The sequence below is a fragment of the Stenotrophomonas sp. TWI377 genome, from assembly GCF_039674525.1.
GTDB lineage: Bacteria > Pseudomonadota > Gammaproteobacteria > Xanthomonadales > Xanthomonadaceae > Stenotrophomonas.
On record NZ_JBDJNT010000001.1, the window covers coordinates 705,198 to 731,403 of the forward strand.

At 66.6% G+C, this 26,206-nt stretch carries 16 protein-coding genes and 2 pseudogenes; 3 read left to right on the plus strand and 15 right to left on the minus strand.

What is annotated here, in order from left to right:
- Window positions 1-11: 11 nt before the first annotated feature.
- Together ABE546_RS03075 and ABE546_RS03080 are read right to left on the minus strand one after the other, a co-directional pair.
- Window positions 12-2,321 (minus strand): patatin-like phospholipase family protein, encoded by a 2,310-nt coding sequence (locus ABE546_RS03075; RefSeq protein WP_346462665.1) that lies wholly within the window; start codon window positions 2,319-2,321, stop codon window positions 12-14.
- A 254-nt stretch (window positions 2,322-2,575) separates the two neighbouring features.
- Window positions 2,576-4,991, minus strand: a pseudogene (locus tag ABE546_RS03080) (prolyl oligopeptidase family serine peptidase).
- Window positions 4,992-5,264: 273 nt separating this feature from the next.
- Between ABE546_RS03080 and ABE546_RS03085 the strand changes: the two are divergent.
- Window positions 5,265-6,041 (plus strand): HipA family kinase, encoded by a 777-nt coding sequence (locus ABE546_RS03085; RefSeq protein ID WP_346462666.1) that lies wholly within the window; start codon window positions 5,265-5,267, stop codon window positions 6,039-6,041.
- Window positions 6,019-6,411 (plus strand): DUF3037 domain-containing protein, encoded by a 393-nt coding sequence (locus ABE546_RS03090; protein WP_313210715.1) that lies wholly within the window; start codon window positions 6,019-6,021, stop codon window positions 6,409-6,411. The genes ABE546_RS03085 and ABE546_RS03090 overlap by 23 nt, the downstream gene beginning before the upstream one ends.
- An 83-nt stretch (window positions 6,412-6,494) precedes the next feature.
- Here the strand turns inward: ABE546_RS03090 and ABE546_RS03095 are convergent, their stop codons facing one another.
- From ABE546_RS03095 to ligA, 7 genes and pseudogenes are all read right to left on the minus strand, one after another.
- Window positions 6,495-8,987: a membrane-bound PQQ-dependent dehydrogenase, glucose/quinate/shikimate family gene (locus tag ABE546_RS03095; protein WP_313210713.1), complete on the minus strand. Its 2,493-nt coding sequence runs from the start codon at window positions 8,985-8,987 to the stop codon at window positions 6,495-6,497.
- A 201-nt stretch (window positions 8,988-9,188) separates the two neighbouring features.
- Entirely contained in the window at window positions 9,189-11,888 is a 2,700-nt protein-coding gene (gyrA, locus tag ABE546_RS03100; protein ID WP_313210711.1) for a DNA gyrase subunit A, read from the minus strand.
- Between the two features lie 218 nt (window positions 11,889-12,106).
- Window positions 12,107-13,165: pseudogene (gene mtnA, locus ABE546_RS03105) on the minus strand (S-methyl-5-thioribose-1-phosphate isomerase); the annotation flags it as partial.
- A gap of 43 nt (window positions 13,166-13,208) precedes the next feature.
- Window positions 13,209-13,931: a DUF3011 domain-containing protein gene (locus ABE546_RS03110; RefSeq protein WP_313210707.1), complete on the minus strand. Its 723-nt coding sequence runs from the start codon at window positions 13,929-13,931 to the stop codon at window positions 13,209-13,211.
- 109 nt (window positions 13,932-14,040) lie between these two features.
- The gene (epmA, locus tag ABE546_RS03115; RefSeq protein WP_346462667.1) at window positions 14,041-14,985 is read right to left on the minus strand and encodes an EF-P lysine aminoacylase EpmA; all 945 of its coding nucleotides are present in this window, start codon (window positions 14,983-14,985) and stop codon (window positions 14,041-14,043) included.
- Window positions 14,982-15,467, minus strand: coding sequence for a GNAT family N-acetyltransferase (locus ABE546_RS03120; protein WP_313210703.1), 486 nt, complete (start codon window positions 15,465-15,467; stop codon window positions 14,982-14,984). The genes epmA and ABE546_RS03120 overlap by 4 nt, the downstream gene beginning before the upstream one ends.
- A 14-nt stretch (window positions 15,468-15,481) precedes the next feature.
- Window positions 15,482-17,944 (minus strand): NAD-dependent DNA ligase LigA, encoded by a 2,463-nt coding sequence (ligA, locus tag ABE546_RS03125; protein WP_346462668.1) that lies wholly within the window; start codon window positions 17,942-17,944, stop codon window positions 15,482-15,484.
- Window positions 17,945-18,070: 126 nt separating this feature from the next.
- Between ligA and ABE546_RS03130 the strand changes: the two genes are divergently transcribed.
- The gene (locus ABE546_RS03130) at window positions 18,071-19,192 is read left to right on the plus strand and encodes a pyridoxal phosphate-dependent aminotransferase (protein ID WP_346462669.1); all 1,122 of its coding nucleotides are present in this window, start codon (window positions 18,071-18,073) and stop codon (window positions 19,190-19,192) included.
- Window positions 19,193-19,225: 33 nt separating this feature from the next.
- Here the strand turns inward: ABE546_RS03130 and zipA are convergent, their stop codons facing one another.
- From zipA to ABE546_RS03160, 6 genes are all read right to left on the minus strand, one after another.
- The gene (gene zipA, locus ABE546_RS03135; RefSeq protein WP_346462670.1) at window positions 19,226-19,963 is read right to left on the minus strand and encodes a cell division protein ZipA; all 738 of its coding nucleotides are present in this window, start codon (window positions 19,961-19,963) and stop codon (window positions 19,226-19,228) included.
- 47 nt (window positions 19,964-20,010) lie between these two features.
- Window positions 20,011-23,514 carry a chromosome segregation protein SMC gene (smc, locus tag ABE546_RS03140; protein WP_313210695.1) on the minus strand — a complete coding sequence of 1,168 codons (3,504 nt, stop codon included), beginning with the start codon at window positions 23,512-23,514 and terminating at the stop codon, window positions 20,011-20,013.
- A 755-nt stretch (window positions 23,515-24,269) separates the two neighbouring features.
- Window positions 24,270-24,722 (minus strand): 50S ribosomal protein L9, encoded by a 453-nt coding sequence (gene rplI / locus ABE546_RS03145; protein ID WP_123729653.1) that lies wholly within the window; start codon window positions 24,720-24,722, stop codon window positions 24,270-24,272.
- Between the two features lie 155 nt (window positions 24,723-24,877).
- Window positions 24,878-25,108, minus strand: coding sequence for a 30S ribosomal protein S18 (gene rpsR / locus ABE546_RS03150; RefSeq protein ID WP_002804494.1), 231 nt, complete (start codon window positions 25,106-25,108; stop codon window positions 24,878-24,880).
- A gap of 11 nt (window positions 25,109-25,119) precedes the next feature.
- Complete coding sequence (gene rpsF / locus ABE546_RS03155) at window positions 25,120-25,560, minus strand: 30S ribosomal protein S6 (protein ID WP_088434172.1); 441 nt, start codon at window positions 25,558-25,560, stop codon at window positions 25,120-25,122.
- Window positions 25,561-25,727: 167 nt separating this feature from the next.
- The gene (locus tag ABE546_RS03160) at window positions 25,728-26,066 is read right to left on the minus strand and encodes an iron-sulfur cluster assembly accessory protein (RefSeq protein ID WP_313210692.1); all 339 of its coding nucleotides are present in this window, start codon (window positions 26,064-26,066) and stop codon (window positions 25,728-25,730) included.
- Window positions 26,067-26,206 lie beyond the last annotated feature (140 nt).

Here is a 26,206-nt window from a genome sequence, read left to right on the forward strand (position 1 = left end):
CGCCTGTCAGCTCAGAACCCATCCAGCGTCCGCAGCAATGAGCCGAAGGTCAAATAGAACGAGTCGTGTCCACCCTGCGCGCGCCCATACCCCAGGAACACCGGCCCAAGGAACGTATCGGCACCGACGAACACGCTGCCCGCGGTCTGCATGCCATCAAGGCTGACATCCTCACGGCGCTGCCAGAATCCGCCCCACTCCACACTGCCGCCGACGTACAGCGGGATGGTGAGCAGAGAGTCGGCGTGCGCGACGCGACGGTAATACACCACCCGGGCCAGCGCGGTCTGCGGCGCGAAGATGGATTCTTCCGGGTACCCGGACAGATTGCCCAACCCGCCCAGGAAGCCGTAGGTGGCCAGCAGATCGTCGCCGCCGTGTGCCGAGGAGGCGCGCAGGCCCCCCAGCCAGCGGTTGTGGCCCTGCGCCCATGCCCCATCCCACTGCACCCGCGTCACCGCCGCCGAATTGTCGGTGCCGAGCGCATCGAGATAGTGCTGGCGTGTCAGTGACACGCGCTGGCCGCGACTGGGGAAGGCCGAGCTGTCGATCGAATCGTGGCGCAGCTGCCAGCCGACGCTGCCCATGTCCGCGCGGTAATTGCCCAGCTCGGTCGGGTTGCCGACGTCCAGGCGCAGGCGCTCACGGCCGCGCTCGCCGAACAGCGCGATTTCCCAATCCGGATGTGGCGAATATGCCCAGCGCAGTCCACCCAGCCACTGGCTGTAACGGAACTCGGCGAGTGCGCCGCCGCGCATCAGCGCCAGGTCCAGATCGGTGGCGCGGTACTTGGCATAGGTGGACAGTGCATGCCGGCCACTACTGCCGAACGGCCGGTAGTACTCGGCGAACGCCTCTTCCACTTCGCCCAGCCCAAGGCGCAGCTTGAGCTCGGCGCCCTGCTCGCTGAGGCCGGTCCGGGTCAGCTCGGTGATCAGCTGGTAGTTGCTGCTGCCGTCGAAGTCGTCGGACAGGCGCAGCGCGAAGTGCAGGAAATCCGGGCCCCAGCGTTTGTCCTGCGGTGCGAGCACCAGGCCCTGTTGCCCGTCGCGCTCTTCCAGCCGCCACTGCACCTGCTGGTAGCGACCTTCGCCGTAGGCCGTGGCCACCTTCTGCTCCACGCGGTCCGGCGCCAGCGGCTGGCCGACCTCCGGCTGCAGCCGCTGCTCGATATAGCGCGCGGTACGTGTCTTATCGCGCAGCACATCGATGAAGGCCACGATCGGCGTTTCATACGCCGGCGGCCGATGCTGGCGCTGGAAGGCGGCGTAGCGAGTATCGTCCACCTGGAATCGACGAACCGCCGCGACCTCAGCCTGCGCCGCCTGCTCACCGACACCGACGGCCTGCGGCGAGCGGTTGAAATCCTGGCTGCCCATGTCGCCCAGCGGCGGCGTGATCAGCAGATCCTGCGGGCCGAGCGTGGCCAACTGCGCCAGTACTTCGCGCTGCATCAGTACGCTGGCCATCTGGTGACTGATCGCCAACGGTGAATCCAGCTGCGCCTCGGTCATCAGCGGCGAGCCGACCCGCGACACGATCAACCGCTGCGCTCCCAGCCGCCGCGCTTCATCGATCGGGACATTGTCGACCACACCACCATCGACCAGCAGATGGTCCTCATAGCGCACCGGCGCGAACACGCCCGGCACCGACATGCTCGCGCGGATGGCCAACGCCAGGTCGCCCTGCGCGAACACCACCTTCTCGCCGCTGACGATATCGGTGGCGATGGCCCGGAACGGAATCGGCAAATGATCGAAGTCGCGCACCTGCCAGGTCGGCAGCAGCAGGCGGCGCAGCAGCATCTCCAGCTTCTGACCCTGGATCAGGCCCTGCGGGAACGCGATCTTGCCGTTGCTCAGGCCGACTTCGACGCCGCCCAGCAGGCGCAGGTCATCTTCCTTGCGGCGCATGCTGCGCTCATCGCGTGGCGGTTTGTCGCGCAGCACCTCGGCCCAGTCGATCCGGTCCAGCACCGCCTCGATCTCATCGGCGGTGTAGCCGGAGGCATACAGACCGCCGACCACCGCGCCCATCGAGGTGCCGACGATGCAGTCGATCAGTACGCGCTCGCGCTCGAGCACCTTGAGCACGCCGATGTGGGCCGCGCCGCGGGCACCACCGCCGCCGAGCACCAGGCAGGTGCGGGGGCGGTCGGGATCCTGCGTTGCCGAATCAACGGATGCTGGAGCGGTCTGCGCCACCGCCATGAGCGGGGCGCACGCCAGCGCTGCCAGGACGAACAGCCAGCGGCTGCACCCACGCCGCGTGGCAGTACCGGTGGGTTGTAGTGGTGACTGCTGCATTCGATCCCTCATTCCCCGGTCCACGCCCCCTGGCAATCCCACGAAGAACAGGGCATTGGCGGCCCGGATCGTGGTGCGGTAACGGCGCCGACGACACCGCTGCCCGCCGGTCCCCACGACTGGATATCCATGCCTGCGTCCTTGTGGTCTGCCCCGAGTGTAATTCCATCACCCGCCCGGAACGCAGAACGGTCGCCCATTGAGGGCGGCCGTGGGTCTGATGCGAAGCGCAGCTGACTGATGAACGGCGCTACCGATGCCTCACCTCAGTGCTTGGCCGGCGGCGCATTCTTCACATAGGTATCGAACCAGGTCAGCATTTCCGACACCAGCTGCTCATTGGATTCCAGCGCGGTGTACCAGTGCGGTTCGTGCGGCAGCATCACCAGGCGGGTGGTGCCCCCGTTGCCGCGGATCGCCTGGAACAGCTTGCGCGACTGGAACGGCTCGGTGCCCGGGTTGGCGTCATCCTCGCCGTGGACCAGCAGCAGCGGCAGCTTGATCTTGTCGGCATAGAAGAACGGCGAGGCCTTCAGGTACACGTCCTGCGCCTGCCAGACCGAACGGCGTTCGTTCTGGAAACCGAACGGGGTGAACGTCTTGTTGTACGAGCCGCTGGTGGCGACGCCGGCCTTGAACAGGTCGGTATGCGCGATCAGGTTGGCGGTCATCAGGCCCCCATGGCTGTGACCGGTGACACCGATCCGGTTGCGGTCGACCACACCCAGGTCCACCGCCTTGTCCACCGCGGCCTTGGCATCGGCCTCAAGCTGTTCCAGATACGTGTTGTAGGCGGTTTTCGGGTCGCCGACGATCGGGAACGAGGCATTGTCGATGATCGCGTAGCCGGCCAGCAGCATCAGCCGGTACGGCGCCAGGCGGGTGAACGTCTGCTGCGAACCAGACACCTGTCCTGCCTGCGCGGCGTTGGCGAAGTCAGCCGGGTACGCGTACAAAATCGCCGGGACACGCTGGCCTTCCTTGTAACCCGGCGGGGTGTACAGGGTGAACGACAGGTCCACGCCGTCGGCGCGCTTGTAGGTGACCAGGCGCTTCTTGATCTGGCGCACTTCCGGGGTTGGATCCACCAGGTGGGTCAGTGCGTCCGCTTTGGACACGAACTGCGCTTCGCCCGCCCTGGCGGCCGCGACCCGCTCGCCCAGCAGGCGCACGAACGCATTCGGCGCATCGGTCACCGATTGGTGCCACGTGATCAGGTGGCCCGGGAGGGCGCTGAAGCCGATGAACTGCTCATAGGCATCGGCATCGCTGCGGAACAGGCGCTCGGTTTTCAGGCTGTCGAGGTTGAGGGCATCCAGGAAGGGACGATCCCCCTGCGGCGAAGCGCCCTGCCCGCGCAGGAACACGCTATTGCCTTCCTGGCGCACCACGTAGGCGCCGGTGGGCAGGCGCTGGTACACGAAATTGCCCGGGTCCTCGTACAGCTCATCACTGGAGAGATCCCACAGCAGGCGACCTTCCTGCTTCGGGTTGTCCACGTTGACGATGCGGGTCTGGCGCCAGTGGCGGTTCTCGTCGTTCTCGTCCAGGAAAGCGACGTCAGGCTGCGCGGTCCACGCCAGGCCTTCGAAACGCTGCGTGGTACGGGCGATCTCGCTCGGTTTGGCAGTAAACGGCGCCTTGAGCATCAGCACGCGGTCACGCTGCGGCACGGTGACTTTCCAATCGCCCTTGTCCAAGGCTTCGGCATACACCAGCGTGGCCGGATCGGTCGCGCGCCAATCGAAATCGCGCGGGCCTTCCGGTACGCCGTGAACCGGGACGCGGTCGGCCAGCGGCAGGCTGGCGATCGGCGATCGGCGTGCTGCGGCCGCTGGCGATATCCAGCACCGCCACGTCATTGGCGAAACGCTGGTAGGTCACCGCATGCGAGAACGGCGCCTTGAGCGTCCTGGTGAGTACGTGCACGCCATCCGGCGCGGCCCCGATGCTGTCCAACAGCGCCGGGGCACCGACGGTACGCACCGTGTTGGAGGCGGTATCCACCACCGCCAGCTGCGATTGGCCGTAATAGGCGAACAGCGCTTCATCGTAGGCACTGGTCAGCGTATCGCGGGCCTCATAGGTGCTGCTCTCACCGGCAGTCCCCAGCGACTCCTGGATGTCCGGGCCGATCGCACCGTCCGCCGACGGTGCCGGGCCCTGCCTGGCGGGAACCAGCTTGACCAGCAACTGCTGGCTGCCACCGAGCCACTGCACGGTGCTGCCGAAGATCGGGTTGAGCGCCACGTTCGGCACCTGGCGGACCTGGCCGGTGGCCGCATCGCCAACCCACAGCTGCACGCTGTCATCGGCCACGTTCTGGAACGCAAAGCGCTGGCCATCGGCCGACCATTGCGCCATGCCGGCGCACCCGTTGGGCAGCGCCACCTTGGTGGAGCGGCCGGTGGCGGTCTCCACCACGGTGAAGTCGCCCACGCACGGTGGTATGCCGTAGCCACCCGGGGTGTCGTGGCGGCTGCGGTTTTTCGGCTCCAGGCGCACACCGGCCAGCTTCAGGTACGGCTGGGCAACGCGGGTGATCGAAGGATAGGTCTGCGTGGTGGTCAGCAGCAGGCGCTGGCCGGTCGGATCGACACTGGGGGTCGGCGGCGGCGGTGCCTTGAGCACCTTGAGCAGGCTCTCCGGTGGTGTGGCGTAGCCACTGGCATGGGCGGGCATCGTGCCCAGCGTGGCGAAGGCTGTCACGGTGAACGCCGTGGACCAGAACGTACGAGCAAGCATGCGTGTCCCCTTGGATATGGTGGGAGCCGGCACGGCAGGGTCGTCGGTCGGCACGTCTCGAATCTAGCACTGCCGTCCTTCCCGAAGATGGGCCAGAAGAAATGGCCGGCGGCTTTTCACCTGATCCGGCAAAGCCTGCCGCAGGCGGCCATCGAGACCGGTATCGCGGTGCGGTACCCTTGTCGTTCAACTGCTTCCAGGTGCCCTGCCGTGCGGACCGTGCACGCCCTCCGATATGTCACCCCGCTGCGCGAAGGCGGCTCCCTGCCCGCCGTGGTCGAGACCGACGACGACGGCATGGTGGTGCTCAAATTCCGCGGCGCCGGCCAAGGGCCCAAGGCCCTGATCGCCGAACTGATCGCAGGTGAAATCGCCCGGACGCTCGGCCTGCCGATTCCGGAGATCCTGTTCGTCGAACTGGACCGCGAGTTCGCGCGGACCGAGCCGGACCCGGAGATCCAGGACCTGATCCGTGCCAGCGAAGGCCTGAACCTGGGCAGTGATTACCTGCCCGGCGCGATCAACTACGACCCGGCCGCGATGCAACCCGACGCCGAGCTGGCCTCGAAGATCGTGTGGTTCGATGCGTTCACCAGCAACGTGGACCGCACCGCCCGCAATCCCAACCTGATGGTGTGGCATCGCAAGCTGTACCTGATCGACCATGGTGCAGCGATGTACTTCCATCACGATTGGGCCAGTGCCGGCGAGGCCTGCAAGAAGCCCTTCGTGCTGATCCGCGATCATGTACTGCTGCCCGTCGCCACGCAGATTGCCGAGGTCGATGCCGGTCTCGCGGTGATGCTGCCCGATGCGGAAATCGAGCGCATCGTTGGCCTGGTGCCGGACAGCTGGCTGGTGGACGAACCCGCCTTCAACAGCCCGACCGCCTACCGCCAGGCGTACATCGATTACCTGCAACACCGTCTTCGCGTCCGCGCCGCCTTTGTCCAGGAGGCCGTCCGTGCCCACACTGCACACGTATGACTATGCGGTGATCCGCGTGGTGCCCCGCGTCGAGCGCGAGGAGTTCATCAACGTCGGGGTGATCGTGTCCTGCCCGGGCGCCAAGCACCTGGAAGCGGCGATCGAGCTGGATCTGGAACGGCTGCGCGCCTTCGCGCCGGCCCTGGATATCGAGGGCCTGCAGCCGTGGCTGGATGCCATCGTGGCAATCTGCCGCGGCGACGCGAACGCAGGCCCCATCGCGCAGTTGCCCGCGCGCGCACGCTTCCATTTCCTGACCGCCAAGCGCAGCTCGGTGGTGCAGATGTCGAGTACGCATGTGGGCCGCACCGCCGATCCGTCAGGTGTGGTGGCGCATCTGATGCGGAAGATGGTGCGGGTACCGGCGTAGCGCGTCGATCCTGACCAGCCACCGGGCAGAGCCCGGTGCTGTGTCACTGGCATTGCGGGCCGCGCGAACCGCGGCCCTGCCCCTCACCCCTTCGGCAGCGCGTAGGCGATCACGTAATCGCCTGCCGGGGTTTCCATGAAGTGGTGGCCGCCGGCCATGATGACCACGTACTGGCGTCCGCCAAACTCATAGATCATCGGGTTGGCCTGGCCGCCCGCGGGAAGCTTGGCATGCCACAGTTCCTTGCCGGTCTTCAGATCGATCGCGCGCAGCAGATCATCGGTTGCCGCCGCAATGAAGATCAGTCCACTGGCCGTCACTACCGAGCCCCCATTGTTCGGCGTACCGATTTCGATCGGCAGGCCGGAGCGGATGCCGAAGGGCCCATTGCCGCGCGCACTGCCGAACGGGCGGTCCCACAGCGTCTTGCCGGTGCGCAGGTCGACGGCGCGGATGCCGCCGTACGGCGGCTGCTTGCACAGCAGCTTGGTGAACGGCAGGCGCCAGCCGGCGTTGACGTCGATGGCATACGGCGTGCCCACCTGCGGATCGCCCGCGCCTTCCGCGCCGCCCTTGTCCGCTTTGACGTCCTCGCGCGGCAGCCAGCCCAGCTTGTCCGCCTTTTCGCGCGGCACCAGCCGGTTGTAGTTGGGCATGTCGTTGTAGTTGGCCACGATCACGCCGCGGCGCGGATCCACGGCAACGCTGCCCCAGTCCGAGCCACCGTTGTAGCCGGGATATTCGATGGAATGACGGTCCACGGTCGGCGGGGTATAGAAGCCTTCGTAGCTGGCTTCACGGAACTGGATGCGGCACACCAGCTGATCGATCGGGGTCATGCCCCACATGTCGCGCTCGGTGAGGTCCGGCTTGCGCAGCGTGTGATACAGCGAGAACAGCTGGGTCGGCGAACGCTGTTCCGGCTCGACGCCACCGGTGGGCACCTTGCGCTCTTCGGCCGGGGTCAGCAGCTTGCCGGTGCGGCGGTCGAGGATGTACATATCGCCCTGCTTGGTGGGCAGCAGCAGCGCCGGGACCTTGCCGGCGGCGGTCGGGTAGTCGATCAGGGTCGCCTGCGAGCCCATGTCGTAATCCCAGACATCCTTGCGCACCGCCTGGAAGTGCCAGGCCGGCTTGCCGGTGTTGACGTCGATCGCCACCAGCGAGGTGGCGTACCTGTTTTCGTTTTCGGTGCGCGAACCACTCCAGTAATCGCCGGCCGAGTTGCCCATCGGCAGGTAGACCAGGCCGAGTGCGTCGTCGCCGGTCGCGGTGGTCCACATGTTGGGGGTGCCGCGGGTATAGGTCTCACCCGGCGGCGGTGCGCCGTTGCGCTCCGGGCGGACCATGTCCCAGGCCCAGCGCAACTTGCCGGTGACGGCATCGTAGGCCTGGATCACGCCGGACGGCGCGTCGCGGCGCTGGCCATCCAGCACCTGGTGGCCAGTCACGATCACGCCCTGCACGATCGCCGGCGGTGAGGTGATGGAGACATAGCCGGCAGGGCTGTCGCCCATGCCGACGGTGATGTCGACCTGGCCGTTGTTGCCGAAGCCCGTGCACGGCTTGCCGGTCGCGGCATCGACTGCGATCAATCGACCATCCAGGGTGCCTTCGATGATGCGGGCGGCGCAGGCGCCGCGCGGCACCTGGGTCAGCACCGGCACGCCACTGGGGACGGCAAGATCGGCGGCGACATCGTTCAGCGCGGTGTCCTGCGCGGTAGCCGGCACTTCGTAGTAGGAGACGCCACGGCAGGCCGCGGTGTAGGGAATGGACTTGTCCTTGACCTTGGGGTCATAGCGCCAGCGCTCGGTGCCATCGGCGGCGTTGAGCGCGACCAGCTGGTTGCGCGCGGTGCACAGGTACAGGCTGTCGCCGACTTTCAGCGGCGTCGTTTCCGCGCCCCAGCGCTTCTCCGGCAGATCTCCGGTGCGGAACAACCAGGCCTGTTCAAGCTTGCCGACGTTGTCCGGGGTGATCTGCTGCAGGGGCGAGAAGCGCGTGGCGGCATTGTTGCGGCCATAGGCGGCCCAGTCGCCATCGACCGGACGGTCGGCCGGCTGCAGGGGCGCATCGGCGGTCGGGGTCAGGCCGGTGCTGGTCATCGGTTCGGGAAACGCGCCCTGCGCGGCCGTGACGCCGTGCGGCACGAAGGCCAGGGTGAAGGCGGCGACGAACACCAGCGCGAGCACGCCGGCGATGCCACGCGAGACCTTGCGCGAAACCGGACGATCCAGCGTGGGCAACAGCAGCGACAGCACGAAGCCGATGGCCACGATCAGGCCCAGGCGCGGCACCCAGCGCCAGTAATTGCTGCCCGACTCCCACCACGTCCACAACAACGTGCCGACGAACACCAGCGCGAACCACAGTGCGCCGCTATAACGGCCCCGCCACAGCTGTACGCCGGAGATCAACAGGCCGACACCGGCCAGCACGTAGTACCAGGAACCACCGAGGCTGGCGAGCCAGGCGCCCCCCGCGGTGAATACAACGCCCAGCAACAGAATGACAATTGCCAGCACAGCCACCAGCCAATGGCGGCGGTGGCGGGTCTGCGTCGTGGTGGACATCGGTTTCTCCTGAAGCGCGAAGATCGCCGACGTTGCTGCCGGCCCCGCGGCTCTTATCCCACCGGGGTCGTGAACGTTGCGCGTTCTTTGCAGCGGTCGCCAACGTCGGCACAGCCGACGATGAAACCCGGCAAGTCCCTGCCCTCCAACGAAAAACGCCGGCGTAAGCCGGCGTTCTCCGTGTGGCTCCCACTGGCAGGCTTACGCCTCCGGCGGTGCCACCACCGGGCTGGCCTCGACGGCTGCCGGTGCCTCTTCTTCCACACCCTCGTCCAGCGAAGCGTCCATGCGTTCAACGGCCTGGAGCTTCTCTTCCTTGGACAGACGGATCAGGGTCACGCCCTGGGTGTTGCGGCCGACGCGCGAGATTTCCGAACCACGGGTCCGCACCAGGGTGCCACCATCGGAAATCAGCAGCACTTCGTCGCGCGGCCCCATCAGCACCGCACGCACCAGCTTGCCGTTGCGCTCGGTGGTCTGGATGCCGATCACGCCTTGGGTGCCACGGCCCTTGCGCGGGTAATCCGGCAGCGGGGTGCGCTTGCCGTAGCCGTTCTCGGTCGCGGTCAGGATGTACAGCGCATTGTCGTCGTCAGCCCCGTTCTCGATCACGGCATCACCGCTGTCGATCACGGTCTCGTCGACCTGGCTCTCATCCTCGTTCTCGTCTTCACTGCCGCCCGCACTCTCGGCCACGATCAGACTGACCACTTCCTCGCCCTTGGGCATCTTGATGCCGCGCACGCCGGTAGCGGTACGGCCCATCGAGCGGACCTTGTCCTCACCGAAGCGCACGGTCTTGCCGTTGGAGGCGAACAGCAGGATGTCGCGCTCACCGTCGGTCAGGCCGACGCCGACCAGTGCGTCCCCCTCATCGAGGTTGATCGCGATCTTGCCGCGTGCCAGACGGAACGCGAACTCGCTGAGTGGGGTCTTCTTGACGGTACCGTTGCGGGTAGCGAAGAACACGAACTGGCCTTCGGCATACTCACGCACCGGTAGCACGGCCTGCACCCGCTCACCGGCTTCCAGCGGAATCCAGTTGATGATCGGGCGGCCACGGGCGTTGGAACCGGCTTCCGGCAGCTGATGCACCGGCAGCCAGAACACCTTGCCTGCGCTGGTGAAGGTCAGCAACGTATCGTGCGTGTTGACCAGCCACAGCTGTTCGATGAAATCCTCTTCCTTGGTCGACGCCGCGCTGCGGCCACGGCCACCGCGGCGCTGGGCCCGATAGGCACTGACCGGCTGGCGCTTGGCATAGCCGGCGTGCGACAGGGTGACCACCACGTCTTCCGGGGCGATCAGGTCGAGGATGTCCAGGTCTTCTTCGCTGTGGCGGATTTCGGTGCGGCGTTCGTCACCGAACTCGGTACGCACGTTGATCAGCTCTTCGCGGATGACCTGCAGCAGACGGTCGGGATCTTCCAGGATTTCGATCAACCCGGCGATCACTTCCAGCAGCTGCTTGTACTCGTCGGTCAGGCGGTCCTGCTCCAGCCCGGTCAGGCGGTGCAGGCGCATTTCCAGGATCTGGGTCGCCTGGATCTCGGTCAGCTGGTAGCCGCCCTCGAGCAGGCCCACACCCTTGGGCAGATCATCCGGACGCGACGCTTCGGCACCGGCGGCGCCCAGCATCGAGCCGACCAGGCCCGGCTCCCACAGACGGGCGAGCATGCGTTCGCGCGCCTCGGTGGGGTTCGGCGAGGTCTTGATCAGTTCGATCATCTCGTCGATGTTGGCCAGCGCGACGGTCAGGCCTTCCAGCACGTGCGCACGGGCACGCGCCTTGCGCAGCTCGAACACGGTGCGGCGGGTGACCACTTCGCGGCGGTGGCGCACGAAGGCCTCGAGCATCTGCTTGAGGTTCATCAACTGCGGGCGGCCATCGACCAGCGCCACCATGTTGATGCCGAACACCGACTCCATCTGGGTCTGCTGGTAGAGGTTGTTCAACACAACTTCCGCCGACTCGCCACGCTTGATCTCGATGAAGATGCGCATGCCGTCCTTGTCGGACTCATCGCGCAGTTCGCTGATGCCTTCGAGCTTCTTTTCCTTGACCAGCTCGGCGATCTTCTCGATCAACCGGGCCTTGTTCACCTGGTACGGGATCTCGGTCACGATGATCGATTCGCGGCCGTTGTCGGCCACTTCGACCTCGGCCTTGGCGCGGATGCGCACACGGCCACGACCGGTCCGGTACCCGGCAACGATGCCGGCGGTGCCGTTGATGATGCCTGCGGTCGGGAAGTCCGGGCCCGGGATGAACTCCATCAGGCCATCGACGTCGATCTCGGGATTGTCGATCAGCGCGATGCAGGCGTTGATCGATTCGGTCAGGTTGTGCGGCGGGATGTTGGTCGCCATGCCCACCGCGATACCGGCCGAACCATTGACCAGCAGGTTCGGGAACCGGGTCGGCATGACCGTCGGTTCCAGTTCCTTCTCGTCGTAGTTGGGCTGGAAATCGACCGTTTCCTTCTCGATGTCCGCCATCAGCTCATGGGTGAGCTTGGACATGCGGGCTTCGGTGTATCGCATCGCGGCGGCGGAGTCGCCGTCGACCGAACCGAAGTTACCCTGGCCATCGACCAGCATGTAACGCAGCGAGAACGGCTGCGCCAGACGCACCAGCGTGTCGTACACCGACTGATCGCCATGCGGGTGGTACTTACCGATGACGTCACCGACGATACGCGCCGACTTGAAGTAAGGCTTGTTGGCGTGCGCGTTGAGTTCACTCATCGCGAACAGCACGCGGCGATGCACCGGCTTGAGGCCATCGCGCGCATCCGGGAGTGCGCGCCCCACGATCACGCTCATCGCGTAATCGAGGTAACTCTTGCGCATCTCGTCTTCCAGGTTGACCTGGATGATTTCCTTGGCGGTTTCTGCCATTCGGGTTCCGTTGTCTGGTAGCGGTCCAGTCCGTCACGACCGCCCTTTCGGGGCGGTTGCGCCGGAATCTCGATTAACCGTTGGATTCTACCACAGCAGGCCATTTCCCGCCCGCTTTTACGGGGGTTTTACCGGCAAGAATCAGGAACTTACGGGAGCGTTGCCGGCCGACGGGCGCCCGGGCCGGAGCCCTGCCGAGCCACGCCCGCCCATTCCCCCCCGAACGCGGCCTGCATGTTCGCCGTGGTCGGGTTCAGGATCACCCCGCGCTCGGTCACGATGGCATCGATCAGGCTGCCCGGGGTGACATCGAACACCGGGTTCCAGGCGGCGATGCCCTCGGCCACGGTGCGGGTGCCGCCCACGCCGTACAGCTCGCCCGGGTCACGCTGCTCGATCTCGATCTGCTCGCCGTCGGCGGTGTCCATATCCACCGTGGAGGACGGCGCCACCACCATGAACTTCACGCCGTGGTGGCGGGCGGCGATGGCCAGCTGGTAGGTGCCGATCTTGTTGGCGGTGTCGCCGTTGGCGCAGATGCGGTCGGCGCCAACGATCACCCACTGCACCGCGCCGGTCTTCATCAGGTGCGAGGCCGCCGAATCGGCGATCAGGGTGGCATCGATGCCATCCTGCTGCAGCTCCCAGACGGTCAGGCGCGCGCCCTGCAGCCACGGCCGGGTTTCCCCGGCGAAGACCTTGGCGATGCGGTGCTGGGCCATGCCGGCGCGGATCACGCCCAGCGCGGTGCCGAACCCGGCGGTGGCCAGCGAGCCGGTGTTGCAATGGGTCAGCACGCCGCTGCCCGCCTCGATCAAGCCAGCGCCCAGCGCGCCCATGTGACGGTTGGCGGCCAGGTCCTCCTCGGCGATCGCCTGGGCCTCGGCGGCCAGCAGCTCACGCCAGTCGGCACCGGCCGGGCCCAGCGCGCGGCGCATCCGGGCCAGCGCCCAGGCCAGATTCACGGCGGTCGGGCGGGAGGCATTGAGGCGCTGGAGGGCCGGTTCCAGCTTCAGCAGCGCCTGGGCGCCATCATCGGCCTGGACCTCGTTGGCCGCCAGCACCACGCCCCAGGCGGCGGCAATGCCGATGGCCGGCGCGCCGCGTACGGTGAGCGCGTGAATGGCCTCGGCCACGGCGTCACTGTCGCGGCATTCCACGTGCTCCACCACGAACGGCAGCTTGCGCTGGTCGAGCAGTTGCAGGGTATCGCCGGTCCACAGGATCGGGCGGATATGGTCGTAACGGGCGTAGTCGATGTCGGTGGATGCGTTCATCGGGCCATTGTAGCGGCGCGCCGATGCGGGCGGAATCGCGTGCTCAGTTGACCGCGAACTCGGCGCGGCAGCCCTTGTCCACCCACACCCCGCGGCTGTCCCAGCCCCAGCTGCTGCCCTGCTCGCAGGGCGTGCCGGAGAGCTGCTTGTTGAGCGTGGCACCGTGGGTGATCCCGGCACCACAGAAGCGGCGCTGACGGGATTTGGATTCGCAGACGAGAATGCGCGGCACGTTGAGGAAGCCACTGCCATCGGCGGCACCGACCTCGAACTCGCCCTGGCAACCGCGGGTCACCCAGATCTCGTTGCGGCGGTAGCCCCAGCTGTGGCCTTCGCGGCAGGGCAGCGAGGTGAGCTGGCGAAGCAGACGCACCGGCGCACCCTGCAACACCACCGGACAACTCTGCGGGCGGCCATTGGATTCGCAGCGCACGACGCGGCGCGTGCGACGCTCTCCATCGCTGCGGGTCGCCGCCACGGCCGTGCGTGCGCGGAACTCGGCGCGGCAGCCCAGCGTGACCCAGACGCCGGAGCGATCGGTGCCCCACTCCGAGCCACGCACACAACTGTTGTCGGAGAGCTGGCGGATCAGATCCACGCCGCGCTCGGTGGGAATATCGCAGTGCACCCATCCCATATCGCGCGATTCGCAGCGCACCACTTCGCCGGCGTAGCCGCCCGCCTGCGCGAGGGCCGTCTCCGGCATCAGCGCAGTCCACAGCAACACCGGCCACAAGGGCATGCCCGCGCCTACCAACAGCTTCATCAACTCGATCCCTGCCACGCCTGAACGATCACCTGACCACCTTCGGACATCCGGTGTGATCAGAGCATCATCATGCAGGCCGCGCAAGACGCGAATGCGTCAAAACGCCTCAAGCGTGGGCGAAATCCAGGGCCAGTACATCGGCGATCCGGCCGGTGCGGTTCATCGCCATCAACAAGCGGTCCACACCGACCGCGACACCCGCGCAATCGGGCAGTTCCGGCAAGGCCGCGAGCAGGTGTTCATCCACCGGGGGCAGCACATCGCCACGTGCGGTGCGTATCGCATGGTCGCGCTCGAAGCGAGCGCGTTGTTCAGCCGCATCGTTCAGCTCGTGATAGCCGTTGGCCAGCTCCACATTGCCCAAGTAGAGCTCGAAACGCTCGGCCAACGCGGGCGTGCCGGGGCGGATCCTCGCCAGTGCCGCCTGGGTGGCCGGCCAGTCGTGCACCACCGTCATCGTGTCGTCACGGAAGTGCGGCTGGATGCAGTGGGTCATCAGCAGATCGAGCCAGTCGTCGCGGGTGAGCCCATCGGCATCGATGCGGATCTCGGCCAGCGGCGCCTGCAGCTGTTCCAGGCTGGCCTGGAACGGGTCCAGCCCGATATGCCGCTGGTAGAGACCGCGGTAATCGATGACCTCCAACGTGGCCTCGCGCTGGACCAGCTGCAGAGCGGCGCGCACCAGCTCGGCGGTCTCGCCCATCAAGCGGCGGTGATCCCAGCCGACCCGGTACCACTCCAGCATGGTGAACTCGGGGTTGTGGCGGCCACCGGCCTCGCCATTACGGAACACGCGGCCGAGTTCGTAACAGTCCCCCACCCCGGCGGCGAGCAGCCGTTTGAGGGGAAACTCCGGCGAGGTGCGCAGCCATCGCTGCGGCGTGCCTGCATCCACGTGCCCACTGAAACGGGTGTGGAAGCTGTCGATGTTCGGCTCGGTATTGCCGGCGGCGGAGAGGATCGGCGTTTCCACCTCCAGGACATCGCGCGCGGCGAAGAAGCTGCGGATCAGCGCGTTGAGCACGGCTCGCTGGCGCAGCGCGGCGATCATGCGCGCGCGTCCTTCAGGCGCTGGGCCAACGGCAGCGTCAGCAGATCGCGGGTGTCATCCACATAGCCGGTGGCCAGGTACAACCGGCGCGCCAGTTCGTTGTGGTGGTTCACTTCCAGGCGCATGCGTTCCACGCCCCGCGCATTGGCACGCTGCTCCAGAATCGCCAGCGCCTGCTTGCCGCGCCCGCGGCCCCGCGCGGCATGGGCCAGGTAGAGCTCGTCCAGCAGCGCGAAGTGACCGCCCTGCTCCAGGCTGAAGCCCATCGCCAGGGCACCGTAGCCCACCACCGTGCCCGCCTCGTCCAGCCACAACAACACTTCGCCATTGCGCGGATCTTCCAGCAGTGCGGCCAAGGCAGTGCGCACGCGGGTGTCGTCGAAATCGAGTTTGTCCTCGGCGTAGAAATCGCGCATCAGCCCGATCAACAACGCGGTGTCAGCCACGGTGGCCAGACGGAAATCAAGGGGAATGGTCTGCATGCGATCTCTCTTGTTCAATACTTCGCGAGGAAAGCGACCAGCTGGTCTTCATCCCAGACCGGCACGCCCAGTTCCTGTGCCTTGGTCAGCTTGGACCCGGCCTCGGCACCCGCCACCACGAACGAGGTCTTCTTGGAGACACTGCCGGCCACCTTGGCACCCAGTGCTTCCAGGCGCGCCTTGGCCTCATCGCGATTCATCTGCGACAACGTCCCGGTCAGCACAGCGGTCTGGCCCTCCAGCGGACCTGCTGCCTGCTCGGCCTGTTCTGGCGCCAGCGCCAGCAGTTTCTGGCGGTAATCCTCGGCCTTGAGCAGCATCGGCCCATGGCCCTCGCTGTCCAGCCAGTCGGCCAGGCCCATGGCCACCTCGTTGGGCAGGCCGGCGGCCACAAAGCGCACCGGCTCGGCATCCAGCACCGCGGCAGCGTCCGGCAGCATGGCGACCAGCTTCTCGGCGCGCAGGCGGGTGATGCCCGGAATCTCCGCCTCGACCAGCAACTGCGCGAAATCCAGACCCTCGCGCAGCTTGGCGATCGGCGGGTGCACATCGCTGATGCGTACCTGACCGACCTGCAGCAAGGCATCGATCGCCTCCTGGTTGCCGGCCTGCTCGAAGAAGTGGCCGAGCGAGCGCGCGACTTCGCCGCCAATATCGGGCACGCGCTTGAACAGCGGCCACGGCAGGTGGCGGATCAGCTGCAGATCGCCGAACCAGGTGGCCAGGGCCTTGGCGGTGCTTTCGCCTACGTGCTCGATGCCCAGCGCGAACAACAAGCGCTCCAGCGTGGTGGTGCGGCTGGCGTCGATGGCGGCGATCAGGTTGTCGGCCCACTTGGTGGCGATCTTTTTCGTGTTCCAGGTGAACGTGGTCGGCATCGCCAGCGCCTGCGCGCGCCATCCCGCATCGCTGCCATCCAGCTTGAGCAGACCCCGCAGATAGTCACCGCTGCCTTCCGGCGGCAGATGCAGGCCGATCTGGCTGGCCAGCGCCTCGGGCGACTCGGCATCCAGCACCAGCTTGAGCTGCAGCAGTTGATCGCGCTGCAGGCGGTACAGATCCGCCACGCCGCGCACGATGCCGGCATCGACCAGCGTCTCGATGTACTTCCCGCCCAACCCGTCGATATCCATCGCACGGCGCGAGGCGAAGTGCGCGATGGCTTCCTTGCGCTGCGCCGGGCAGCTCAACTCACCCGAGCAGCGCCAGGCGGCCTCGCCCTCTTCGCGGACGATCTCCGAACCGCATACGGGGCACTGCGAGGGCATCTGCCACGGCGTGGTACCGGCGGGGCGGCGATCGGCGATGACGCTGACCACTTCCGGGATCACATCGCCGGCGCGGCGCACGATCACCGTATCGCCGACACGTACATCCAGACGCGCGATCTGATCGGCGTTGTGCAGCGTCGCGTTGGACACGATCACGCCGGCCACGGCCACCGGTGCCAGCCGCGCCACCGGGGTCGCCGCGCCGGTCCGGCCGATCTGGATCTCGATCGCCTCCACCGTGGTGGTCTGCTCCTGTGCCGGGAACTTGTGTGCGATCGCCCAGCGCGGAGCACGCGCGACGAAGCCCATCTGTTCCTGGCCGGCACGGTCATCGAGCTTGTAGACCACACCGTCGATATCGAAGGCCAGGCCATCGCGGCGCTCGCCAATGTCACGGTAATAGGCGAGCAGCCCGTCCGCACCTTCCACCACCTGGCACAGGTCGCTGACCGGGAAGCCCCATGCACGCAGCTGGGCCAGCGTGGCCGAATGGGTGGGCGGCAGTTCACCGCCGTCGACCTGGCCGATGCCATAGGCGTAGAAACTGAGCTTGCGCCTGGCGCTCATCTTCGGATCCAGCTGGCGCAGCGAGCCGGCCGCGGCATTGCGTGGATTGGCCAGCACCTTGCCGTCATGCAGCCGGGCATCGGCGTTGTAGGCCTCGAAATCAGCGCGGGCCATGTAGACCTCGCCGCGTACTTCCAACACCTCGGGCCAGCCTTCGCCTGTGAGCGCCTGCGGGATCACGCTGATCTGGCGCAGGTTGGCACTGACATCCTCACCGGTGGCGCCATCACCCCGGGTTGCGCCTTGGACGAAGCGGCCATTCTCGTAGCGCAGGCTGATCGCCAGGCCGTCGAGCTTGGGTTCGGCGGAGAAGTAAAGCGTGCGCCGGCGCAGGCGCTCGCCGATGCGGCGCACGAAATCCTGGACTTCCTCATCGCTGAAGGCGTTGCCCAGCGACAGCATCGGCACCGCATGGCGAACCTCGGCGAAGCGCGAAGAGACTTTGCCACCCACCTGCCGGGTGGGCGAGTCTGCGGTGATGAGCTCGGGGTGCGCCTGCTCGATCGCTTCCAGCTCGCGCACCAGCCGGTCGTACTCGACGTCGGGAATCAGCTGCTCGTCGCGCTCGTGGTATGCCTTGCCGGCATCCTCGATCTGGCGGCGCAGGACGTCGGCACGTGCGGCGGGGCTGGGGGTCATGCGGAAGGCGATCCTGGCGGGGCATTCAATTTTACCCCTCCCCCCGCTCCTGCGCGCAGTGAAGAATGCTTGCCGCCGATTCGCAGTGGCGCTAGGTTGCGTCGAACCCCTCTTTGCCGGTGCACCGTGAGCCCTGCCCTTGCCGCTTCCCGTCGCTCGTTTCTGCAACTGGCCGGTACCGGCCTGGCGTTGTCCGGCCTGGGCGTACTGCCTGCGTCGGCCACGCCGTCGCGCGCGCTCCCCGCCAGTGCGGGACCGGTGCTGCTGAACTTCAACGAGTGCCCCTATGGGCCATCGCCTGCCGCGCAGGCCGCGGCACGCGACATCGTCGCCAGCAGCGGGCGGTATCTGTTTGCTCTGGCCGGCGAGCTGCGCGATCTGTTCGCCCAGCAGGAAGGCATCGGCAAGGATCACGTGCGGCTGTATCCGGGCTCCAGCGAGCCACTGAACCGGGCGGCAGTGCTCTGGACCTCGCCTGGTGCGGGGCTGGTGGTCGCCGATCCCACCTTCGAGGCGCTGGGCGATCTTGCCGCTGCGCGTGGGGCCACGGTGGTCAAGGTGCCGCTGCGCGCCGACGGGGCACACGACGTGCGTGCGATGGCGGCGGCTGCCGCGACGGTCAATGCCGGCCTGCTGTACCTGTGCAACCCCAACAATCCCACCGGCTCGATCACCCCGACGGCCGACATCGCCTGGCTGCTGGCCAACACGCCTGCGCAGACCCGGGTGCTGGTCGATGAGGCCTACCTGCAGTACAGCGAACAACGCTCGGTGATCGCCCAGGTGATGCAGCGCGATGACGTGATCGTGCTGCGCACCTTCTCCAAGCTCTACGGGATGGCCGGACTGCGCCTGGGCGTGGCGGCTGCGCATCCGGATAGGCTGAAGGAACTGGCCAGCCTGGGCGACAACCCGTTGCCGGTCACGGCGGTGGCCGCCGGGCTGGCGAGCCTGCGCGATCCCTGGTTGATCGCGCAGCGCAACGCGGAGAATGCCCTGGTGCGGCAGGAGACCATCGGCTGGCTGGGCAAGCGCGGTTTTACCTGCATGCCTTCCGAAGCGAACTGTTTCGTGGTCGATGTGCAGCGTGACGGCGCAGCGTTTTCCGCAGCGATGGCCAAGCGCGGCGTGGTCATCGGCCGCAGCTGGCCGATCTGGCCGCAGCGGGTGCGGGTAACGGTCGGCACCGAGGCCGAGATGGCGCGGTTCCGCGAGGCGTTCGAGGCGGTGGTCAGCCGCAACGGGTAAATGGAGAGCCGACCGTTGGTCGGCTCTCCTTGATCACCAGCGCGGCGCTTTGGTGAGCGGCGGGGCCTGGTGCTGGCGGTCGTAGGCGCGCAGCTCGTCGCGGATGTGCGCGATGCGCTGGCGGCCCAGGGCGTTGCGGCTGTCATCGAGCACCACGCCGTCGAGCAGTTCGCCCATGCGCTGCACGGTCGGCAGCATCTTTTCCCAGGCGTCCAGCGCGGTCAGCGGCGCCGGCAGGGTCAGGAAGAAGGCGATCGCCGGCGTTTCCATCTCGCGGATGTTGGCCATGTCGAAACTGCCCGGCTTCATGATGCTGGCCATCGAGAAGATCGGGCCGCGCTCAGGATGGCCTTCGACCAGACGGTGGAAGACATTCATGTGGCCGAACACCAGGCCGGTCTTTTCCGCAGCGACGACGATGTCTTCGCCACGCAGCTGCTCACCAGCACGGGCGGCCACGAACAGCGAGACGATCTTGTCGAAATCCTGGGTGGTGCGCTTGCCAAGGTCACTGGCCGCACCGGCATCCACCTCGGGCAGGCCGAGTTCGGGCTGGGTCACGCCGTCTTCGCCCACCACGGGCGCGGCGCCGTCGGCCGGGATCTCGCCCTCGCCCAGCACGGGCTCGCGGCGCTGGCCGTTGGCGCCTTCGGCACCCTCGACGCGGCGGCCTTGCACTTTCTTTTTCGGACGGCCAAACAGGAAGATCGCAGCGATCAACAGCAGGCCGGCGGCCAGGATGCCGATGCGGAGCAGTGCCATGTCGGACATTCGGGAGGTTCTCCGGCTAAATCATTCAGGTACTTAAGGATGGCACGTCACGCCGCGCCCGCCAATCGTGCGGCTTCCTCCAGGTCGACACTGACCAGTCGGCTGACGCCCGGTTCGCGCATGGTCACGCCGGAAAGCTGGTGCGCCGCCTCCATCGTGGCCTTGTTGTGGCTCACAAACAGGAACTGAACCTTCTCGCTCATTTCCTTGACCATGTTGGCCAGGCGGCCGACGTTGGCTTCGTCCAGTGGCGCGTCCACCTCGTCCAGCAGGCAGAACGGCGCCGGGTTGAGCTGGAAGATCGCAAACACCAACGCCACCGCGGTCATCGCCTTCTCGCCACCGGACAGCAGCGAGATGCTCGACACCCGCTTGCCCGGCGGCCGCGCCATGATCGCAACACCGGTGTCGAGCAGGTCTTCACCTGTCAATTCCAGATAGGCGTGACCACCCCCGAACAGACGCGGATAGAGCTGCTGCACGCCGGCGTTGACCCGGTCGAAGGTGTCCTTGAAGCGGCCGCGGGTCTCGCGGTCGATCTTGCGGATCGCGTCTTCCAGGGTTTCCAGCGCGGTGGTGAGGTCGGTGTTCTGCGCGTCCAGATACTCCGAACGCTGCGAGGCCTCGCCGTATTCCTGGATGGCGGCCAGGTTCACCGGCTCCAGGCGGCGCATGCGGCCGTCGATCTGATGGACCGTCTGCTCCCAGTCGGTGATGCGTGCATCCTCGGGCAGGCCGTTGATCACATCCTGCAGCACGAAGCCGGCCTTCTCCACCGAGGCCGACAGCTGGTCGGCGCTGAGCACCAGCGCCTGCTGGTCGAGCTTGCGCTGGGAAATTCGCTCGCGTTGGGCAAGCGCCTGTTCGTCGCGCTGATGGCGGGTCTGTTCAAACGTGCGCAGCTCGGCATCGATGCCATCCAGCAGCGTGCGCGCCTCGCCCAGCACCCGGTCGGCACGCACGCGCTCACCCAATGCGTTCTGGTGTTCGGCTTCGAGCGTCTTGACCGGCGAATCGCCTTCGTCGAGCTGCGAATGCAGTTCGCCCAGGCGCGTATCCAGCTGCCCGCGCTGCGTGCTCATGCGCTCCAGTGCCTGGCTCAGCGAGGCGATCTGCGCCCGCTGTGATTCCAGGGTCAGTGCCAGCGAGTGCGCCGCTTCGCGTACGTTGCGGGCCTGGTCACGCGCCTGGTCGCGCGCATCGGTGAGCTGGCGGCGCTCGCCTTCCAGCGCCGCGCGGACCGATTCCAGATCCCCCATGCTGGTGACCGCATCGTCCAGGCGCGCGCGTGCTTCACGCACCTGCTCACGGCCGGCATCCAGCGTTTCCAGCAGCTGCACCAGTTCGCCTTCGATACGATCGATGCGGGTTCGGGCGGCTTCCACCTTGCCCTGCTGGCTCTGCAACTGCCCACCAAGTTCGGACACGCTGCGATGCGCCAGATACAACTGGCGCTGCGCGTCTTCGCGCTGCTGCTCACCGGCCAGCAACTGGTCACGGAAACCGGACAACTGCTGTTCCAGGGCCGCTTCGCGGTCCTGCAACGTTTCAATCTGCTCGCGCAGGGTGACGATCTCGCGTTCACGCAGCAGCGCGCCCTGCTTGGCCGCGCCGGAGCGCGACACGCGCACCCAGCCTTCACCCAGGCGCTCGCCACCGCGGGTAATGACCGAATCGCCCTCACCCAGCGTCGCCTGCAGTGCACGCGCGGCCTCGAGATCCTCGGCGGCATGCAGGCGCGCAAGCAGGCGACGGATCGCGGTGGGGCCCTGTACTTTCGCGGCCAACGAGGTCGGCGCGACGTCCAGCGCGTCCTGCTCGGCCGAGACCAGCGCGATGCGGCCTTCGCCGAGTTCGCCCAGCGCATCCACCAGCGTTTCCGGTGCATCGACCAGCACACCTTCGATCAGCTGACCGAGCGCGCTTTCCACGGCGTTTTCCCAGCCACTCTCCACGGTCAGGCGCTCACCGACGCGCGCGCCGGAGTCCAGCCCCCGCGCCTTCAGCCATGCCACCGCCGCGCCCTGCTCCTGGCCCAGCGCGGCCTGCTGCAGGGTTTCCAGCGAGGACAAACGGCCGCGTGCGGCCTGGGCCTGCTTGCGGATCTCGGCCAGCTCGGTCTGCCCGGTGCGCTGCCGATCCTGCAGCCCGGCCACGGCGTGTTTGCGTTCTTCGACCTGCTCGTTGAGCGTGTCCAGCGAGGCCTTCTGGGTCTCGTGCTGGATGTGCAGCTCCTCGAACACCTCGGCCAATGCGTCCAGATCCAGCCCGGCACGTTCGGCCTGCAGCGACTCGCGGCGACGGTCGGCTTCCAGCACCTGGCGGTCCAGATAGTCCACGCGGGTGCGCTCGACTTCCCCGGCACGCGAGGCCTCGGAGGTGCTGCGGGTGTGGCTTTCCCAGCGCTGCTGCCAATCGGCCAGGCGCGCCTCGGCATCGCGCAGGGCTTCCTGTTTGATTTCGTTCTCTTCCTGCAGCTGCTCCAGGCGCGGCTCGGCGTCATCGACCGCCTCGCGCAGCACCATCAGCTTGGCCTCATCGCCACTGATATGCTGGCCCAGATCGGCCAGCGCCTGCTGGGCTTCATCGCGCGCCTTGTTCAGTCGCTGCGACATCTCGCGCTGATGCTGGATCTGCTGCTCCAGGCGCGCCAGGGTGCTGCCGACCTGGTACACCTCGGCCTGCGCGGTGTTGAGCGCATCGGAGGCTTCTTCGCGGCGCAGCCGGCTGGTTTCGATGCGCGCTTCGGCGTCGCGCTGTTCGGCGATCAACTGCTGCAGGCGCGTTTCCTCGCGCGACAACGCTTCGCGCAGCCCGCCCAGGCGCCCATCCAGGCCGCGGTACTCCAGCGCCTTCCACTCGGCATCCTTGACCTTGCGCTCTTCCTGCAACGCCTGGTACTGCTCGGCCTGCCGCGCCTGGCGCTTGAGGTGCTCGAGCTGCTTGCCGATTTCCTCGCGCAGGTCGCCCAGGCGATCCAGGTTTTCGCGGGTATGCCGGATGCGGGTTTCGGTTTCCTTGCGGCGCTCCTTGTACTTGGAGATGCCGGCGGCTTCTTCCAGATACACACGCAGATCTTCGGGCCGGGCCTCGATGATCTTGCTGATCATGCCCTGCTCGATGATCGAATAGCTGCGCGGCCCCAGGCCGGTGCCGAGGAACAGATCGGTGATGTCGCGGCGGCGGCACTTGGTACCGTTGAGGTAGTAGTTGCTGCTGCCGTCGCGGCTGACGGTGCGCTTGACCGAGATCTCGTTGAACGAGGCGTACTCACCGGTGATGGTGTGGTCGGTATTGTCGAAAATCAGTTCGACGGCGGCCTGCGAGACGGGCTTACGGGCGGAGGAGCCGGAGAAGATGACGTCGGTCAGCGAGTCGCCGCGCAGGCGGCTGGCGGAGCTTTCGCCCATGACCCAGCGCACGGCATCGATGATGTTGGATTTGCCACAGCCATTGGGGCCCACCACGCCGGTCATGTTGGTCGGCAGGTGCAGCGTGGTCGGATCGACGAAGGATTTGAATCCGGACAGCTTGATCGTGGACAGACGCATGGCGTGATGGTTTTCCGGGCGAAGGCCTGAAGCGACCCCCACCATGGTGGATTACGGAGCGGATTTACCCTTCAAGCCATTGATGTTGCAGGGTTTCAATGGCCTCGAGGGCGACGCGATAGCCTGAGTATAACGGGGCGGGTGTTCAGCGGGCTGCGGGGGCTGGTGTTGGCCGTGTAGCCGTAGCCAGAGCCAGAGCAGAAGCGGCATTTCAGGTTGGTGCGTGGCGGGACGGTGTGGCTTGACTTCGCTTGGCCTGACTTGGCCCGACCTGACATGACACGACCTGTTCGCCATCGTCGGCGCGTCGACACCGGGGTAAAGCCACGCCATACGCCGCTGGGGCGGTACGAAAAGCAAGAGCATCCACGCATGGCGTGGATCTACCTGGGAAGCTGGACCCCCCAACAGGCTGGCTTGGGTACCGCCCGCCACAGCCGACGGACCCCAGCTCTTCCAACCGCCCGGACCGGACATTTGGCTGGAGGGTGCCGGGTAGCCTGGGCCGGGACCGTAATGCGCCATGGATGGCGCATTTCGAGCCCCCATGGACGGGTTTACGGCGGGTCCCGGCCCAGGCTACCCGGCGCCCTCCCACCGATGTCATCAAGGCGCCAAGCCGTTGCCGTTGCCGTTGCCGTTGCCGTTGCCGTTGCCGTTGCCGTTGCTGTTGCTGTCGCTGTTGCTGTCGCCACAAACAAAAACGGGCACCCTCGCGGGCGCCCGTTTCAGTGACTCCCGCCTTTCGGCAGGGATCAGGCCTTTTCGGCTTCCACAACCACCTTGACGGTGGTTTCCACGTCGGCGTGCAGGTGAACAGTCACCTCGTACTCGCCCACGTTGCGGAAGGCGCCTTCGCCCAGGATCACTTCGCTCTTTTCCAGCGGCAGGCCGGCAGCGGTGAAGGCTTCGGCGATATCGCGCGGGCCAACCGAACCGTACAGCTTGCCTTCGGTCGAAGCGTTCGCAGCGATCGTGACGCTCTTGCCTTCCAGCTTCGCCTTGCGGGCTTCGGCGTCAGCGTGGATCGACTGGGCCTTGGCTTCGTAATCAGCGCGCTTGGCTTCGAACTCCGCCACGTTGGTCGCGGTGGCCGGAACGGCCTTGCCGGTCGGGACGAGGAAGTTGCGGCCGTAGCCCGGCTTCACGTCGACCAGATCGCCCAGACCGCCGAGGTTGGTGACCTTCTGAAGAAGAATCAGCTTCATGGTGTAGCTCCAAATATGTATTCGTTAGCGAGGCTCAGGCCCCGCAGCGGATGGCTGTCCGAATATCCGAACGGCGAGTCCTGAAACCGCCCGACGCTTTACAGCGCGGGCGGCAGGATCCGCGAAAGCGGCGGCCGGAAGGCCGCCTGCCTTCATCAGACGTCGTGGTTGTCGGTGTACGGAATCAGGGCCAGGAAACGGGCGCGCTTGACGGCCGTTGCCAGCTGGCGCTGGTACTTCGACTTGGTACCGGTCACGCGGCTCGGCACGATCTTGCCGTTCTCGGTGAGGTACTGGCGCAGGGTGTTGAGATCCTTGTAATCGATCTCCTTGACACCTTCGGCCGTGAACTTGCAGAACTTGCGACGACGGAAGAACTTGGACATGTCAGTGCTCCTTAAGCGGCCGAAGCGGCGTCATCGCCGGCATCGGTGTCAGCGGCGGCGGGGGTGGTTTCACCTTCTTCGTCATCACGACGACGACGCTCGCCACGCTCGGGCTTGTCACCCTTCTCGTCCTTGCTCTTCATGATCAGCGACTGCTCGGTGTCAGCTTCGTCACGCTTGATGACGAGGTTGCGCAGCACGGCGTCGTTGAAGCGGAAGCTTTCCACCAGCTCGCTCAGCACGGCCTGGTCGCACTCGATGTTGAGCATGACGTAGTGGGCCTTCACCAGGTTCTGGATCGGGTAAGCCAGCTGACGACGGCCCCAATCTTCCAGACGGTGGATGGTGCCGTTGCCGTTCTCGACCAGCGCCTTGTAGCGCTCGATCATGGCCGGGACCTGTTCGCTCTGGTCCGGATGGACCAGGAACACGACTTCGTAATGACGACTCATGTGTTTTTACCTTTCGGATGTGGCCCTTTGAGGGCCGGACAGCCCCCCGCAGGTGAACGCGGTGGGGCAAGGGTCCTGCCCGGAATCAGGCAGGAAGCCGCGCATTGTGGCAGCAGAAGGGGTTGCAGGCAAGCCGGGCGGGCAGAACAGGCCCGGCGCGCGGGCGATCAGGCCTTGTCGGCCTCGGTCGTGAAGCTCTCGCCGCAGCCGCATTCGGCGGTCGCGTTCGGGTTCCTGAACGTGAAGGTCTCGCTCAGCCCGTGCTTGCCGAAGTCGATCTCGGTGCCGTCCACCAGCGCCAGGCTGGTGGCATCCACATAGATGCGGACCCCATCCTGCTCGAAAACGGTGTCGCCTTCGCGCTCATCGCGGGCCAGATCGGTGATGTGCCCCCAGCCGGAACAGCCGGTGCGGGTCACGCCGAAACGCAGGCCCAGCGCACCGGGGGTCTGTTCGACGAACTTCTGCACACGGGCAAAGGCAACAGGGGTAAGGCTTACGGCCATGACGGGCAACTCCAGCGGATCGTGATCATTATAGAGGGTATGGCGCGGCCCGGCCTCGGCGGCCGCAGCTGCGGTTCACACGGCGCGCAGCCCCGGGGGACGCGAGAAATGCCTCGCAAGCCGAACACCGCACCCGTTAA